12 protein-coding genes are annotated in these 13,338 nt (G+C 70.9%); 1 reads left to right on the forward strand and 11 read right to left on the reverse strand.

Going from position 1 to position 13,338, the window contains the following annotated elements; all coding sequences use genetic code 11:
• Position 1: 1 nt before the first annotated feature.
• The 3 genes from coxB to DEI86_RS01480 all read right to left on the reverse strand — a co-directional run bounded on the left by coxB (position 2) and on the right by DEI86_RS01480 (position 3,133).
• Positions 2-904 (reverse strand): cytochrome c oxidase subunit II, encoded by a 903-nt coding sequence (gene coxB / locus DEI86_RS01470; RefSeq protein ID WP_111008649.1) that lies wholly within the window; start codon positions 902-904, stop codon positions 2-4.
• Between the two features lie 264 nt (positions 905-1,168).
• Positions 1,169-1,540 carry an iron-sulfur cluster assembly accessory protein gene (locus tag DEI86_RS01475; RefSeq protein WP_111008933.1) on the reverse strand — a complete coding sequence of 124 codons (372 nt, stop codon included), beginning with the start codon at positions 1,538-1,540 and terminating at the stop codon, positions 1,169-1,171.
• Between the two features lie 129 nt (positions 1,541-1,669).
• Complete coding sequence (locus tag DEI86_RS01480; RefSeq protein ID WP_111012619.1) at positions 1,670-3,133, reverse strand: dipeptidase; 1,464 nt, start codon at positions 3,131-3,133, stop codon at positions 1,670-1,672.
• 10 nt (positions 3,134-3,143) lie between these two features.
• Here DEI86_RS01480 and DEI86_RS01485 point away from each other — a divergent pair, with 10 nt between their 5' ends.
• Positions 3,144-3,761 (forward strand): DUF3043 domain-containing protein, encoded by a 618-nt coding sequence (locus tag DEI86_RS01485; protein WP_258368406.1) that lies wholly within the window; start codon positions 3,144-3,146, stop codon positions 3,759-3,761.
• Between the two features lie 64 nt (positions 3,762-3,825).
• Here DEI86_RS01485 and DEI86_RS01490 read toward each other — a convergent pair whose 3' ends face one another.
• The 8 genes from DEI86_RS01490 to DEI86_RS01525 all read right to left on the reverse strand — a co-directional run bounded on the left by DEI86_RS01490 (position 3,826) and on the right by DEI86_RS01525 (position 13,262).
• Positions 3,826-4,926 (reverse strand): quinone-dependent dihydroorotate dehydrogenase, encoded by a 1,101-nt coding sequence (locus DEI86_RS01490; RefSeq protein WP_111012620.1) that lies wholly within the window; start codon positions 4,924-4,926, stop codon positions 3,826-3,828.
• Positions 4,923-5,423: a transcriptional regulator NrdR gene (nrdR, locus tag DEI86_RS01495; RefSeq protein ID WP_111012621.1), complete on the reverse strand. Its 501-nt coding sequence runs from the start codon at positions 5,421-5,423 to the stop codon at positions 4,923-4,925. Before nrdR ends, DEI86_RS01490 begins: the two co-directional genes overlap by 4 nt.
• A 24-nt stretch (positions 5,424-5,447) precedes the next feature.
• The gene (gene hisD, locus DEI86_RS01500; protein WP_111012622.1) at positions 5,448-6,758 is read right to left on the reverse strand and encodes a histidinol dehydrogenase; all 1,311 of its coding nucleotides are present in this window, start codon (positions 6,756-6,758) and stop codon (positions 5,448-5,450) included.
• Between the two features lie 46 nt (positions 6,759-6,804).
• The gene (gene dnaE / locus DEI86_RS01505) at positions 6,805-10,278 is read right to left on the reverse strand and encodes a DNA polymerase III subunit alpha (RefSeq protein ID WP_375342161.1); all 3,474 of its coding nucleotides are present in this window, start codon (positions 10,276-10,278) and stop codon (positions 6,805-6,807) included.
• 134 nt (positions 10,279-10,412) lie between these two features.
• Complete coding sequence (locus tag DEI86_RS01510) at positions 10,413-11,336, reverse strand: RluA family pseudouridine synthase (protein WP_111008642.1); 924 nt, start codon at positions 11,334-11,336, stop codon at positions 10,413-10,415.
• Positions 11,333-12,094, reverse strand: coding sequence for a signal peptidase II (gene lspA, locus DEI86_RS01515; RefSeq protein WP_258370074.1), 762 nt, complete (start codon positions 12,092-12,094; stop codon positions 11,333-11,335). Before lspA ends, DEI86_RS01510 begins: the two co-directional genes overlap by 4 nt.
• Before the next feature lie 2 nt (positions 12,095-12,096).
• Positions 12,097-12,789, reverse strand: coding sequence for a DivIVA domain-containing protein (locus tag DEI86_RS01520; protein WP_111008641.1), 693 nt, complete (start codon positions 12,787-12,789; stop codon positions 12,097-12,099).
• Between the two features lie 176 nt (positions 12,790-12,965).
• Entirely contained in the window at positions 12,966-13,262 is a 297-nt protein-coding gene (locus DEI86_RS01525) for a YggT family protein (protein WP_111012624.1), read from the reverse strand.
• Positions 13,263-13,338 lie beyond the last annotated feature (76 nt).

Genomic DNA, 13,338 nt, shown 5'->3' on the forward strand with positions numbered 1-13,338 from the left:
CTTACTTCTCGGTACCGGCGGCCTGCGCGGGCGCCACGTTGTTCGGCTGGTTCGAGTCGGTGTTGTACTCGTTGCCGAGCAGACCGACCTTGCCCTGGTCGCGGAGGGACGCCAGGTACGCCTGGTACTTCGCCGGCGACACGACCTTCACCTGGAAGAGCATGAGCGAGTGGTACTCGCCGCAGAGCTCGGCACACTTGCCCTGGTAGGTGCCGGTCTTCTCCGGGATGAAGTACTCGTAGTTGGTCCGGCCGGGGATCGTGTCCTTCTTGTAGAGGAAGTCGACGACCCAGAACGAGTGGTCCACGTCGCGCGAGGACAGCTCGATCTCGACCTTCTTGCCCTTGGGCAGGTAGAGGGTCGGCAGCTGGTTGGTCTTGATGTCGCCGGTGCCGTTGTCTTCTTCCTGGGCCTGGATGCCCTGGTAGTAGACCGACTTCTTGGCGTCGTTCTGGTCGATGTAGTTGAAGTCCCACGCCCAGCGCTTGGCGTACACGTGGATGGTGGCGTCGGGGTGTGCGAACGGCTTCTCGATCGCGGCCTGGTCCTTGGCGGTGAAGGCGAAGAAGCCGAGCACCAGGATGAGCGGCACGATCGTGTAGAAGATCTCGATCGGCATGTTGTACCGGAGCTGCACCGGGAGGCCGGTCTGGCCCTTGCGGCGGCGGTAGACCACCGCGGCCCAGATGATCAGGCCCCAGGTGATGAGACCGACCGCGAGGAGGACGATCCAGCTCGTCACCCAGAGGCCGACCGTCGCACTCGTGTGGTTGGTCGTGTCCCGCGTGTGCTCGGTGCCCGGCAGCCAGCCGTTCAGCTGCTGCTGCGTGCAACCGGCCAGTGCGATGACCAGACCGACGGCCACCGGGATGGCCGCCCAACGTATACGGCGATTCGAACGCACTGTTACCTCTCGCGAAGACGGTTGTCGGGACGTGACCGCATCGAATCAGCTCGACGCAGGGCTCGTTCCCAGACTGGGTGGAACACTCCTAGCTTACTCGCAGCCAGGGTGCCGACGTGCACACGCGACACGCTCGCGGGCGGCTTCGGAAGCCCACAGGTGTCGCCCAACGCAGCACGAGGGACGCCGGTCGCCCGGTCGTCCCTCGCTCGCCGCGGTGCCCCGGCAGGGCCGGTGCCCTGCGTGCGCCGCGATCGGTGCTGGTCAGTGGAAGCTGTCGCCGCACGCGCAGCTGCCCTGCGCGTTCGGGTTGTCGATGGTGAAACCCTGCTTCTGGATGGTGTCCTCGAAGTCGATGGTCGCACCGTCGAGGTAGGGCACGCTCATCCGGTCCACCACCACCTCGACCCCGTCGAACTCGGCGGTGGCGTCACCCTCGAGCAGGCGCTCGTCGAAGTACAGCTGGTAGATGAGGCCCGAGCAGCCGCCCGGCTGGACGGCCAGACGGAGCCGGAGATCGTCGCGGCCCTCTTGCTCGAGCAGGCTCGCGACCTTCGCCGCGGCCGCGTCGGACAGCAGCACGCCGTGGGACGGTGCCGCGGCCGGCTTCTCGATCGTCGTGGTGGTGTCGGTCATCGCCGTCTCCCTCCGCGCGGTGCAGGTCACCGCGGCTCGTTCCGATTGTAGGCGCGCGCACCGACGCCGTACACCGGGTCGGGCCTCCCGGGTCGTGCGGACCGGACGGGAGGCCCGACGGCGGGCCGCTCAGACGGAGCGGGTGCCGAGGCGGGCCAGCAGGATCGTCTCGGCGGCGATCGCGCGGTGCAGGACGCCCAGGTGCTGCGACTCGTTCGGGCTGTGCGCGCGGGTGTCCGGGTCCTCGACGCCGGTGACGAGGATCTGCGCGGCGGGGAACTCGGCGGCGAGGTCCGACACGAACGGGATCGAGCCGCCGATCCCCTGCTCGACCGGCTGCGCACCCCACCCCTCGGTCATGGCCGTCCGGGCCTCGCGCACGGCCCAGCCGCTCGTGTCGACGAGGAACCCGTCGCCGGTGTCGACGTCGGTGATGTCGACCCGCGCGCCGAACGGGGTGTTGGCCCGGATGTGCGCCTCCACGGCCGCGAAGGCGTCGGTCGCCGACTGCCCGGGGGCGACCCGGATGGAGACCCGCGCGGAGACCGTCGGCAGGAGCGTGTTCGACGCGTTCGCCACGCTCGGCACGTCCATGCCCGTGACGGTCACCGAGGGCCCGGACCACATGCGGCCGAGCAGCGGGCCCTCCCCCACGGGCCGGACGCCGTCGACGAACGCCGCCTCGGCCGCGAGTTGCTCCTCGCTCCGCGCGGGCACCGGACCGTCGTACCGCGTGAGCCCGGGCACCGCCACGGTGCCGGCGTCGTCGTGGAGCGACGCGAGGAGGCGCACCATGGGCATCATCGCGTCCGGCACGGCACCGCCGAACATCCCGCTGTGCGACGCGTGCTCGAGCGTCGTCACCGTCAAGCGGAAGGTCACGTTGCCGCGCAGGCTCACCGTGATCGCCGGGACGTCGGTGGACCAGTTGTCACTGTCCGCGACGACGATCACGTCGGCCGCGAGGTGCTCGCGCTGCTCGCGGAGGAACGTGGTGAACGAGCGCGACCCGAACTCCTCCTCGCCCTCGACGAAGAGGACGATGCCGAGGTCGAGGTCGGCGTCGTCGACGACCGCACGCAGGGCGCGCAGCGACGCGATGTGCGTCATCACGCCGGCCTTGTCGTCCGAAGCGCCCCGCCCGTGCAGACGCTCCCCGCGGAGGGTCGGCTCGAACGGCGGCGTCTCCCACAGCGCCTCGTCACCCTGCGGCTGGACGTCGTGGTGCGCGTACAGCATCACGGTCGGTCGGCCGTTCCGCGCGCGCCGCACCGCGAGCACCGCCGGCTGTCCGAGCGCCGCGCCCCCGTCCGTTCCGGCCGTCGCGTCGGCGCCCTCGCCCTCGGCGCCCGCGATCGCGGAGCGGACGACCCGGACGTCCTCGAACACGCCCGTGGAGCGCGCGAGGTCGGCCACGGCCTCGGCACTCGCCTGGACCGCGGACGGGTCGAACGCGGACCACGACACGGAGGGGATCCGGATGAGCGCCGACAGGTCGGCGATGGTGGTCGGCAGGCCGCCCTGGACCGCGTCGCGCAGCGCGGCGAGCAGGGTCGGATCGGTCTCGGGCGCGTGCTGTGCGGAGTCGGTCATGCGGGTAATCTTGTCAGTCCGAGCAACGATCGAGGACACCGTGGCCAAGGCGCAACCCAAGACGAACACGACGGTCAACCCGTCCGACGAGGAACTCCTCGCGGCGGGCGCCCCCGCCCGGGGCAAGGGGCGACCCACCCCGAGCCGTCGGGAGCGTGAGGCCGCGAACCGGCGCCCGATCGTCGGCGCGACCCCGGCGGACCGCAAGGCCGCGCGGGCACGCCTGACGGACGACCGCGAGCGTGCTCGCGTCGGTCTGGCGAACGGCGAGGAGCGCTACCTCCCGGCCAAGGACCGCGGTGAGCAGCGCCGGTACGTCCGCGACTACGTCGACGCCCGATGGAGCGTCGGCGAGGTGATGCTCCCCCTCATGGCGGTGTTCCTCATCGTCTCGCTGGCCGTGACGGCGATCGAGGGCATCGCGTTCGTCCTCATCTGGCTCTTCGTCGCGCTGTTCCTGCTCGACGCCGTCGTCACGTTCCTCGCGCTGCGCCGTCGCATCACCGCGAAGTGGGGGTCGGGGTCGCTGCAGCGTGGCACGTTCCTCTACGTGGTGACCCGCCAGTTCCAGATGCGGTTCCTCCGACTGCCGAAGCCGCAGGTCAAGCGCGGTCAGTACCCCGTCTGACGACCGGACGGACGGGAGGCCCGGTGCACGCTCGCACCGGGCCTCCCGTCGTTCCTGCGGCCGATCAGGCGCGCGCCGCGGCAGCCGCGCGCCGCGCCGCACGCCGGTGGCGACGCCGACGCAGTCGGTTGATGCGCATGGCCCACGTCGGTCCCTCGTAGAGGAACGCCGTGTAGCCCTGCACGAGCGTCGCGCCGGCCTCGATGCGGGCCTCGACGTCGGCCTCGGTCGTCACCCCGCCGACCGCGATCACGCAGAAGTCGTCCGGTACCGCAGCGCGCACGCGACGCAGGACCGCGAGGGACCGCTCCGCGAGCGGCGCGCCCGAGAGACCACCCACGCCGAGGGCGGCGGCGACGTCCTCGGCGGCGCGCAGCCCCGTGCGTTCGACCGTCGTGTTGGTCGCGATGACACCCGCGAGCCCGAGCTCCACCGCGAGTGCCGCGATCGCGTCGATCTGCTCGTCAGTCAGGTCCGGTGCGATCTTCACGAGCGTCGGCACGCCCCGGGCAGCGCCGTGCACGGCCGAGAGCAGCGGCCGGAGTTGGTCGATCTCCTGCAGACCGCGGAGCCCAGGGGTGTTCGGCGAGCTGACGTTCACGGCGAGGTAGTCGGCGAACGGCGCGAGCATGCGGGTCGACTCGAGGTAGTCGTCGACGGCTTCGGCCACCGGGACGACCCTGCTCTTGCCGATGTTGACACCGATGACGGGGCGGCCCGGGAAGCGACGCGCGCGTTCGAGGCGCCGGGCGGCCCGCGCGGCACCGCCGTTGTTGAACCCCATCCGGTTCACGAGCGCTCGGTCGGCGACGAGCCGGAACAACCGGGGCCGTTCGTTCCCGGGCTGCGGTCGGGCGGTGAGCGTGCCGACCTCGACGTGCCCGAACCCCAGGAGCCCGAGCCCGATGACGCCCTTGGCGTCCTTGTCGAACCCCGCCGCCATCCCGAAGCGCGACGGGAAGTGGATGCCCATCGTCGTGACGCCGTCTGCGGCACCGGGCCGTCCGTAGCGCTCGGCCAGTCCCGCGAGCACGGGGAGCCGGGGCAGGACACGGATCACGCCGAAGGCCAGGTGGTGCGCGCGTTCTGGGTCCATCCGGGCGAACACCACCCGGAACACGACCTTGTACCCGGCCCGGAGGAGGACTTCGGCGACGCCGCTCATCCGGCGCTCGTCGCGCTGCGGCCCGCCGCCGCGTCGGCGTCGGCGTCGGCGTGGTGGTCGATGCGCAGTTGCTTGATGGCGTCGTCGAAGTCGTCGAGCGACTCGAACGCCTGGTAGACGCTGGCGAAGCGCAGGTACGCGACCTCGTCGAGCTCGCGGAGCGGATCGAGGATCGCGAGCCCGATGTCGTTCGCGTCGATCTGGCTCGCACCGGACGAACGGACGATCTCCTCGACGCGCTGGGCGAGCACGGCGAGGTCGGCGTCGGTGACGGGGCGACCTTGGCACGCCTTGCGGACGCCCGAGATGATCTTCTCGCGGCTGAACGGCTCGAGCACCCCGTTGCGCTTGACCACGTTGAGGCTCGCGGTCTCGGTGGTCGAGAACCGGCGCCCGCAGTTCGGGCACTGGCGACGACGGCGGATCGACGTGCCGTCGTCACTGGTCCGGGAGTCGACGACGCGCGAGTCCGGGTGGCGGCAGAAGGGGCAGAACATGTCGCAGACGATCGTACCGGGTGGTCAGGAGCGGGCGAGGCGTGCGGCCACGGCGGCCCCGTGCGCCGGCAGCTGCTCCGCCTCGGCCAACGCCACGATGCGCGGACCGACTTCGGCGAGGGCCTCCGCGTCGTAGCGCACGATCTGCTGCGGGCGCAGGAACGTCGCCGCCGAGAGGCCGGCGCCGAACCGGGCCTGCCCGCCCGTCGGGAGCACGTGGTTCGACCCCGCGAGGTAGTCGCCGAGACTGACCGGAGCGGACGGCCCGACGAACACCGCACCGGCGCTGTCGATCTCCGCGAGCACGGCGTCGTCGTCCTCCGTCTGGATCTCGAGGTGTTCCGGTCCGTACGCGTTGCTGACCGCGGCGGCGTCCGTCAGCGAGCCGACGAGCACGACGGCCGACTGCGGGCCGCCGAGCGCCACGCGCACGCGGTCCGCGGTGGCCAGCCGGGCGAGCTGTGCCGGGATCGCGGCGTCGACCGCGTCGGCCAGGGCCTCGGACGTCGTCACGAGGACGCTGCCCGCCTGCTCGTCGTGCTCGGCCTGGCTCACCAGGTCGGCGGCGACGTACTCGGCGTCGGCGGAGGCGTCGGCGATGACGAGGATCTCGGTCGCGCCGGCCTCGGCGTCGATGCCGACGAGGCCGCGGACGAGCCGCTTCGCCGCCGCGACGTAGTTGTTGCCGGGACCGGTCACGAGGTCGACCGGCTCGAGCCCGATCTCCGGCACACCGTGCGCGAGTGCCCCGATCGCACCCGCACCGCCCATCGCGTAGACCTCGTCGACGCCCAGGAGGCCCGCGGCCCCCAGGATCGTCGGGTGCACGCCGTGTCCGTGGTCGCGTTGGGGCGGGGACACGAGGGCGATCGACCGCACCCCGGCCACCTGGGCCGGCACGACGTTCATGACCACGCTCGACGGGTACACGGCCTTGCCGCCCGGCACGTAGAGGCCGACCCGACGCACGGGGCGCCACCGCTGGTGGACCTCGGCTCCGTCGGCGAGCGTGGTGATCGCGGCCTGGGGCACCTGGGCGGTGCTCGCCGCACGGACGCGCCGGATGGCCTCGTCGAGCGCGTTCCGGACCACCGGGTCGAGTCCGGCCACTGCTGCGCCGATCGCTGCCGCTCCCACGCGGACGGCGCCGGGCGCGCCCCCGTCGAACCGCTCCGCCTGCTCGCGGAGCGCGGCGGCACCGCGGTCACGGACGTCGTCCACCAGGTCACGCGCCGCGGTCGTCGCACTCGCGACGTCACCCGCGGCCCGCGGCATCAGTCGGAGGAGTTCGGCGCGGTCCGGCAGTCCGCCGCGGAGGTCGATTCGTCGCATCATGGCCAGCCCAGCCTACCGAGGCCGACCCGGTCACCGACGGCGCAGGTCACACGAGACAGGACGGTCCGAGCAGGCTCTTCAGCTCGCCGAAGAGATCCGGCGTCAACGCGACCGGGAACGGGATCTCGAAGGTGCGCGCGGCGTCCTCCTTGAGGAGCCGGAGTCGCACCTCGGTGTCCCCGTGATGACGGCCGAGCACCTTCGCCAGCTCGGAGACGGTCTCGGTCGTCGCACGCCGTTCCGGCAACGACAGCGTGAGCGGCCCCGAGCCCATGGCGTCGCCGACGTTCGGCGCGAACATGCTCACCGCGTGCAGGCTCTTGCCGTCGTCGCGCACGCTCACCCGACCCCGCAGGACGACGATGGCGTCCGCCTGGAGCATCGGGCCGAACTCCTGGTAGGTCTTGCCGAGGAACATGACGCCGATCTCGCCGGCGAAGTCCTCGATCTGCACGATGCCGTACGGGTTGCCCGAGTTCTTCGACACCCGGTGCTGCACGCTCGTCAGGAGTCCGGCGACCGTCACGGTCTCGCCGTCGATGTGGTCCTCGGCCGCGACGATGTCGGCGATCGACATCGACGCGTGCTTGGCGAGCTCGACCTCGAGGCCGGCGAGCGGGTGGTCGGACACGTAGAGACCGAGCATGTCGCGCTCGAAGGCGAGCTTGTCACGCTTCGACCACTCCGGCCGCTCGGGCACCTGTGACACGGGCGCGGCGGTCTCGGCGACCTCCGCGAACAAGCTGTCGAAGTCGAACCCGACGTTGCCGTTCGCCTCGTCGCGCTTGATCTTGACCGCGGCCTCGACCGCACCCTCGTGGATCTCGACGAGCGCACGCCGGGTGTCACCGAGCGAGTCGAACGCACCGGCCTTGATGAGGGACTCCACGGTGCGCTTGTTCGCGGCGGTGATCGGGATCTTGCGGAGGAAGTCGTGGAAGGACTCGAAGCGCCCCTTCTGCCCACGGGCCTCCACGATCGCGTCGACGACGTTGAAGCCGACGTTGCGCACGGCGCCCATGCCGAACCGGATGTCCTCGCCGACGGCGGCGAAGAACCCGATCGACTCGTTGACGTCGGGCGGCATGACCTTGATGCCCATGCGCCGACACTCGTTGAGGTACAGCGCGAGCTTGTCGCGGGCGTCGCCGACGCTGGTCAGCAGCGCCGCCATGTACTCCGCCGGGTAGTGCGCCTTGAGGTACGCCGTCCAGTAGGACACGACCCCGTACGCCGCCGAGTGCGCCTTGTTGAACGCGTAGTCGGAGAAGGGCAACAGGATGTCCCACAGCGTCTTGATGGCCGCGTCGGAGTAGCCGTTGTCCTTCATGCCCTGCTCGAAGCCCGCGTACTGCTTGTCGAGCTCGGACTTCTTCTTCTTGCCCATCGCCCGCCGCAGGATGTCGGCCTGACCGAGCGAGAATCCGGCCACCCGCTGCGCGATCGCCATGACCTGCTCCTGGTAGATGATCAGGCCGTAGGTCGTGTCGAGGATGTCGGCGAGGGGCTCGGCGAGCTCCGGGTGGATGGGCGTGATCTCCTGCTCGCCGTTCTTGCGCAGGGCGTAGTTCGTGTGCGAGTTCGCACCCATCGGCCCCGGGCGGTACAGCGCGATGAGCGCGGAGATGTCCTCGAAGTTGTCGGGGCGCATGAGCCGGAGGAGCCCACGCATCGGACCGCCGTCGAGCTGGAAGACGCCGAGCGTGTCACCGCGCTGCAGCAGCGCGTAGGCCTCGGGGTCGTCGAGGGTGAGCGACTCGAGGTCGAGGTCGGTCCCCCGGTTCATCTTGATGTTGTCGATGGCGTCGCTGATGATCGTGAGGTTGCGGAGCCCCAGGAAGTCCATCTTGATCAGCCCGAGCGACTCCGCAGCCGGGTAGTCGAACTGCGTGACGATCTGGCCGTCCTGCTCGCGCTTCATGATCGGGATGATGTCGATGAGCGGATCGCTCGACATGATCACGCCGGCCGCGTGCACACCCCACTGTCGCTTCAGGCCCTCGAGCCCCAGGGCGGTGTCGAAGACCGTCCGGGCCTCGGGGTCCGACTCGACGACGGCGCGGACGTCCGCGGCCTCCTTGTAGCGCGGGTGGTCGCGGTCGAAGATGCCCGTGAGCGGGATGTCCTTGCCCATCACGGGCGGCGGCATCGCCTTCGTGAGCTTCTCGCCCATGCCGAACGGGAACCCCAGGACGCGCGAGGAGTCCTTGAGGGCCTGCTTCGCCTTGATCGTGCCGTACGTGACGATCTGCGCGACGCGCTCGTCGCCGTACTTCTCGGTGACGTACTTGATCGCCTCACCGCGGCGACGGTCGTCGAAGTCGACGTCGAAGTCGGGCATCGAGACGCGGTCCGGGTTGAGGAACCGCTCGAAGATCAGACCGTGTGCCAGTGGGTCGAGGTCCGTGATGCGCATGGCGTAGGCGGCCATGGACCCGGCACCGGAACCGCGGCCCGGCCCGACGCGGATGCCGTTGTCCTTCGACCAGTTGATGAAGTCCGCGACGACGAGGAAGTACCCCGGGAACCCCATCTGCGTGATGATGCCGACCTCGTAGTCGGCCCGCTTCCGCACGGCGTCCGGGATGCCGTCCGGGTAGCGGTAGTGCAGCCCCTTCTCGACCTCCTTGACGAACCAGGACTCCTCGTTCTCGCCCTCGGGCGTCGGGAACCGCGGCATGTAGTTCGCCGAGGTGTCGAACTCGACGTCGCACCGCTCGGCGATCGCCAGGGTGTTGTCGCAGGCGTCCGGGTGGTCGCGGAACAGGTGCCGCATCTGTGCCGGGGTCTTGAGGTAGAACTCGTCGGCGTCGAACTTGAACCGGTTCGGGTCGTTCAGCGTCGACCCGGACTGCACGCAGAGCAGCGCCGCGTGCGAGGTGGCGTCGCCCGCGTGCGTGTAGTGCAGGTCGTTCGTGGCGACGAGCGGGAGGCCGAGGTCCTTCGCGAGGCGGATCAGGTCCGTCATGATCCGACGCTCGATGCCGAGCCCGTGGTCCATGATCTCGCAGAAGTAGTTGTCGGCGCCGAAGATGTCACGGTAGTCGGCCGCGGCCCGGACGGCCTCGTCGTACTGCCCCAGGCGCAGCCGCGTCTGGACCTCGCCCGAGGGGCACCCGGTGGTCGCGATGAGGCCCTTGGCGTACGTCGACAGGAGCTCGCGGTCCATGCGCGGCTTGAAGTAGTAGCCCTCGATCGAGGCGCGGGAGGACAACCGGAAGAGGTTGTGCATGCCCTCGGTGGTCTCGGCGAGCAGCGTCATGTGCGTGTACGCGCCGGCACCGGAGACGTCGTCGCCGCCGCCGTCGCCCCATCGGATCCGGGTCTTGTCGCTCCGGTGGGTGCCGGGCGTGATGTAGGCCTCGGTCCCGATGATGGGCTTGACCCCGGCACCACGAGCCGTCTTCCAGAAGTCGAACGCGCCGAACATGTTGCCGTGGTCCGTCACGGCGACCGCCGGCATGCCCTGCGCGGCGGTCTCGCCGACGAGCTGTCCGATCCGCGCCGCGCCGTCGAGCATGGAGTACTCGCTGTGCACGTGCAGGTGGACGAAGGAGTCGCTGTCCGCCACGGAACCTCCGGCGATCGATGCTCTGACCTGGTCCGGGAATCGTAACGGGCACGGACGACATCGCGTGGTCGGGCCGCGCGGGTTCAGCCCTCGCGGACGAGTTCCAGGGCGTGTCGCAGGTCGTCCGGGTACGCCGCCTCGAACTCGACCCAGACGCCCGTGCGGGGGTGCTCGAAGCCGAGCCGGACGGCGTCGAGCCACTGCCGCGTCAGCCCGAGTTCCGCGCTGAGCACCGGGTCGGCGCCGTACGTCGTGTCCCCGACGCACGGGTGCCGGGTGGCCGCCATGTGGACGCGGATCTGGTGGGTCCGGCCGGTCTCCAGGTGGACCTCGAGCAGTGTCGCCGCACGGAACGCCTCGAGGGTCTCGTAGTGCGTCACGCTGGGCTTGCCGTCCGCGACGACCGCGAACTTCCAGTCGCTCGAGGGGTGGCGGCCGATGGGGGCGTCGATGGTGCCGGAGGTGGGATCGGGATGCCCCTGCACGAGCGCGTGGTAGACCTTGTCGACCGTCCGCTCCTTGAACGCGCGCTTGAGCGCCGTGTACGCCAGCTCCGTCTTGGCCACGACCATGAGGCCGCTCGTCCCGACGTCGAGCCGGTGCACGATGCCCGCGCGTTCCGCCGCACCCGAGGTCGCGATCGTGAACCCCGCCGCCGCGAGGCCGCCGGGCACCGTCGGCCCGTCCCAGCCCGGCGACGGGTGCGCCGCGACACCGACCGGCTTGTCCACGACCACGATGTCCTCGTCGTCGTACACGATCGTCATGCCGGGCACCGCCATCGGGACGACCCGCGGCGACTCCTTCGGCGACCACTCGACCTCGAGCCAGCTGTCGGCGTGCAGGCGGTCCGACTTGTCGACGACGACCCCGTCGACCCGGACGCCGCCGGCGGCGACGACGTCCGCGGCGAACGACCGGCTGAACCCCAGCAGTTTGGCGATGGCCGCGTCGACACGCTCGCCCGCGAGCCCGTCAGGCACGGGCAGGCTGCGCGACTCGCTCACGTCGCGTCGTGCCCGAGCGACGGCCTGGAGGCCCGGTCCCCGTCCGCCGGTCCGCCCGCGGTCGCGTCGGGTGCGGCCCCCACGGCGGACGTCGCCTCGCTCGTGACCGCGGTGGCTCCCCCGTCCGTGGCCGGCGCCGCCCCGGGGACGCGCCCCTGGGCCTCCCGGTCGTCCGTGCCGGCACGGTCGTCGGCGCCGGCGCGGGCGGCCTGGGTCCGCTTGGACGGCGTCCGCGTGCCGTCGAGGTTCACGCCGAGCAGCGTGAGCACGACGAAGATCGCCATGCTGATGCAGATGAACGAATCGGCGATGTTGTAGATCGCCGGCATCATCCACGGGGTGTAGATGAAGTCGACCACCTGGCCGCGCCCGAAGCCCGGCGGCCGCGTCAGGCGGTCCGTCAGGTTCCCGAGGGCACCGCCGAGCAACATGCCGAAGAGCACGGCCCACCAGAGGGAGCGGATGCGCCGCGCCGTGATCACGATCGCGACGACCACCGCGGCGGCGACGATCGAGAAGATCCAGGTCTGACCCGTGGCGAACGAGAACGCGGCGCCGGGGTTCGTGACGTAGTGCAGCTGCAGGAGCCCGCCGAGCACCGGCACGGTCGCGCCGTAGGTCAGGTGGGCGACGACGAGGGCCTTGACGACCTGGTCGAGTGCGTAGACGCAGACAGCGGCGAAGGCCAGTGCCGCGATCGCGCGGACACTGACCTTCGCCGGACGTTCGGCTGGTGCAGCCGGGTGGGGCTGGGGCAACGTCAGTTGGACCCGAAGCCCTGCGCCGACGCCGGCGCGGGCTGGAACCCGCTGGGCTGCTCGTTGCTCGCGCTGTCGAGTTCCTGCAGCTGGCCCTGGATGTAGTTCTTGAGCTGCGCGCGGTACTCACGCTCGAACGTGCGGAGCTCCTCGATGCGACCTTCGAGCTGCTTGCGCTCCTGCTCGTAGGTCGACACACGCTGCCGCTGCTGCTGCTCCGCGTCGGCGAGGATCTGGCGCTGCTGCGCCTCGGCCTCGGAGACGAGACGCGCGGCGGTGGCGTGACCCTCGGCGATGAGGGCGTCACGCTTCTCGACGCCCTCGCGGACGTGCTCCTCGTGCAGGCGACGGGCGAGCTGCAGGAGGCTCGAGGTGCCTTCGGTCTCGTCGTCGGTCGTGGTCGTCGTGGGGGCGGCGGCGGCGACGGGCGCCGGAGCGGGGGTCGGCTCCGGCGCGGCGGCGACGGGCGCCGGCTCCGGGGTCGGCTCCGGCTGCGGGGCCGGCGCGGGCGTCTCGGCGGCGCGGGCCTCGGCAGCGCTGAGGCGCTGGCGCAGCTCCTCGTTCTCCTGCCCGAGACGACGCAGTTCCACGACGACCTCGTCGAGGAAGTCGTCGACCTCGTCCTGGTCGTAGCCCTCGCGGAACTTCGTCGGCTGGAACCGCTTGTTGACTACGTCTTCCGGCGTCAAAGCCATTGCCGTCACCTCAATAGAACTGCTGATCGTGTGGAACCGAACGGTCACGACCGAACCTACCAGCCGTGACCTCCGGTGCGGATGCGCGCATGACGCGCATCGGGTCCCGACCACCGTACACCGCCGGTCGGCCGCACCCCCTGCGGCGCCCGGTGTGGCGCGGGTCGGACGCGCGGTCAGGCGATGGCGAAGCGCTCCGTGACACCCATCAGGATGATCACGAGGAGCATCACGATGCTCCACCCGAAGTCGAGCGCGACCGCGCCCATGCGCATCGGCGGGAGCACCCGTCGGACGGCGCGGATGGGCGGGTCGGTGGCCCCGAACACGACCTCGGCGATGACGAGCACGGCACCCCGGGGCCGCCAGGACCGGTTGAAGGTCCGCAGCAGGTCGAGCACGAACCGCGCCCACATCATGAAGAAGTAGATCAGGAGCAGCAGGTGCAGGATGCTCGCGACGAGGGACACCATCGGGGCTGATCAACTCGCTCGGTCGGGGCGGGCGCCGGGGCCGGTGTGGACCCGGCGGAGGATGCGCGGGGAGCGG

Origin of the sequence: Curtobacterium sp. MCBD17_028, from assembly GCF_003234875.1 — a bacterium.
Classification (GTDB): domain Bacteria; phylum Actinomycetota; class Actinomycetes; order Actinomycetales; family Microbacteriaceae; genus Curtobacterium.

Bases quoted from the DNA above. Each gene is read 5' to 3' on its own strand.
- hisD (WP_111012622.1), bottom strand. From the start codon at position 6,758: ATGATGCGACGAATCGACCTCCGCGGCGGACTGCCGGACCGCGCCGAA.
- dnaE (WP_375342161.1), bottom strand. From the start codon at position 10,278: ATGCTCGACGGCGCGGCGCGGATCGGACAGCTCGTCGGCGAGACCGCC.
- DEI86_RS01525 (WP_111012624.1), bottom strand. From the start codon at position 13,262: ATGGTGTCCCTCGTCGCGAGCATCCTGCACCTGCTGCTCCTGATCTAC.
- nrdR (WP_111012621.1), bottom strand. From the start codon at position 5,423: ATGTTCTGCCCCTTCTGCCGCCACCCGGACTCGCGCGTCGTCGACTCC.
- DEI86_RS01475 (WP_111008933.1), bottom strand. From the start codon at position 1,540: ATGACCGACACCACCACGACGATCGAGAAGCCGGCCGCGGCACCGTCC.
- DEI86_RS01520 (WP_111008641.1), bottom strand. From the start codon at position 12,789: ATGGCTTTGACGCCGGAAGACGTAGTCAACAAGCGGTTCCAGCCGACG.
- DEI86_RS01480 (WP_111012619.1), bottom strand. From the start codon at position 3,133: ATGACCGACTCCGCACAGCACGCGCCCGAGACCGATCCGACCCTGCTC.
- DEI86_RS01490 (WP_111012620.1), bottom strand. From the start codon at position 4,926: ATGAGCGGCGTCGCCGAAGTCCTCCTCCGGGCCGGGTACAAGGTCGTG.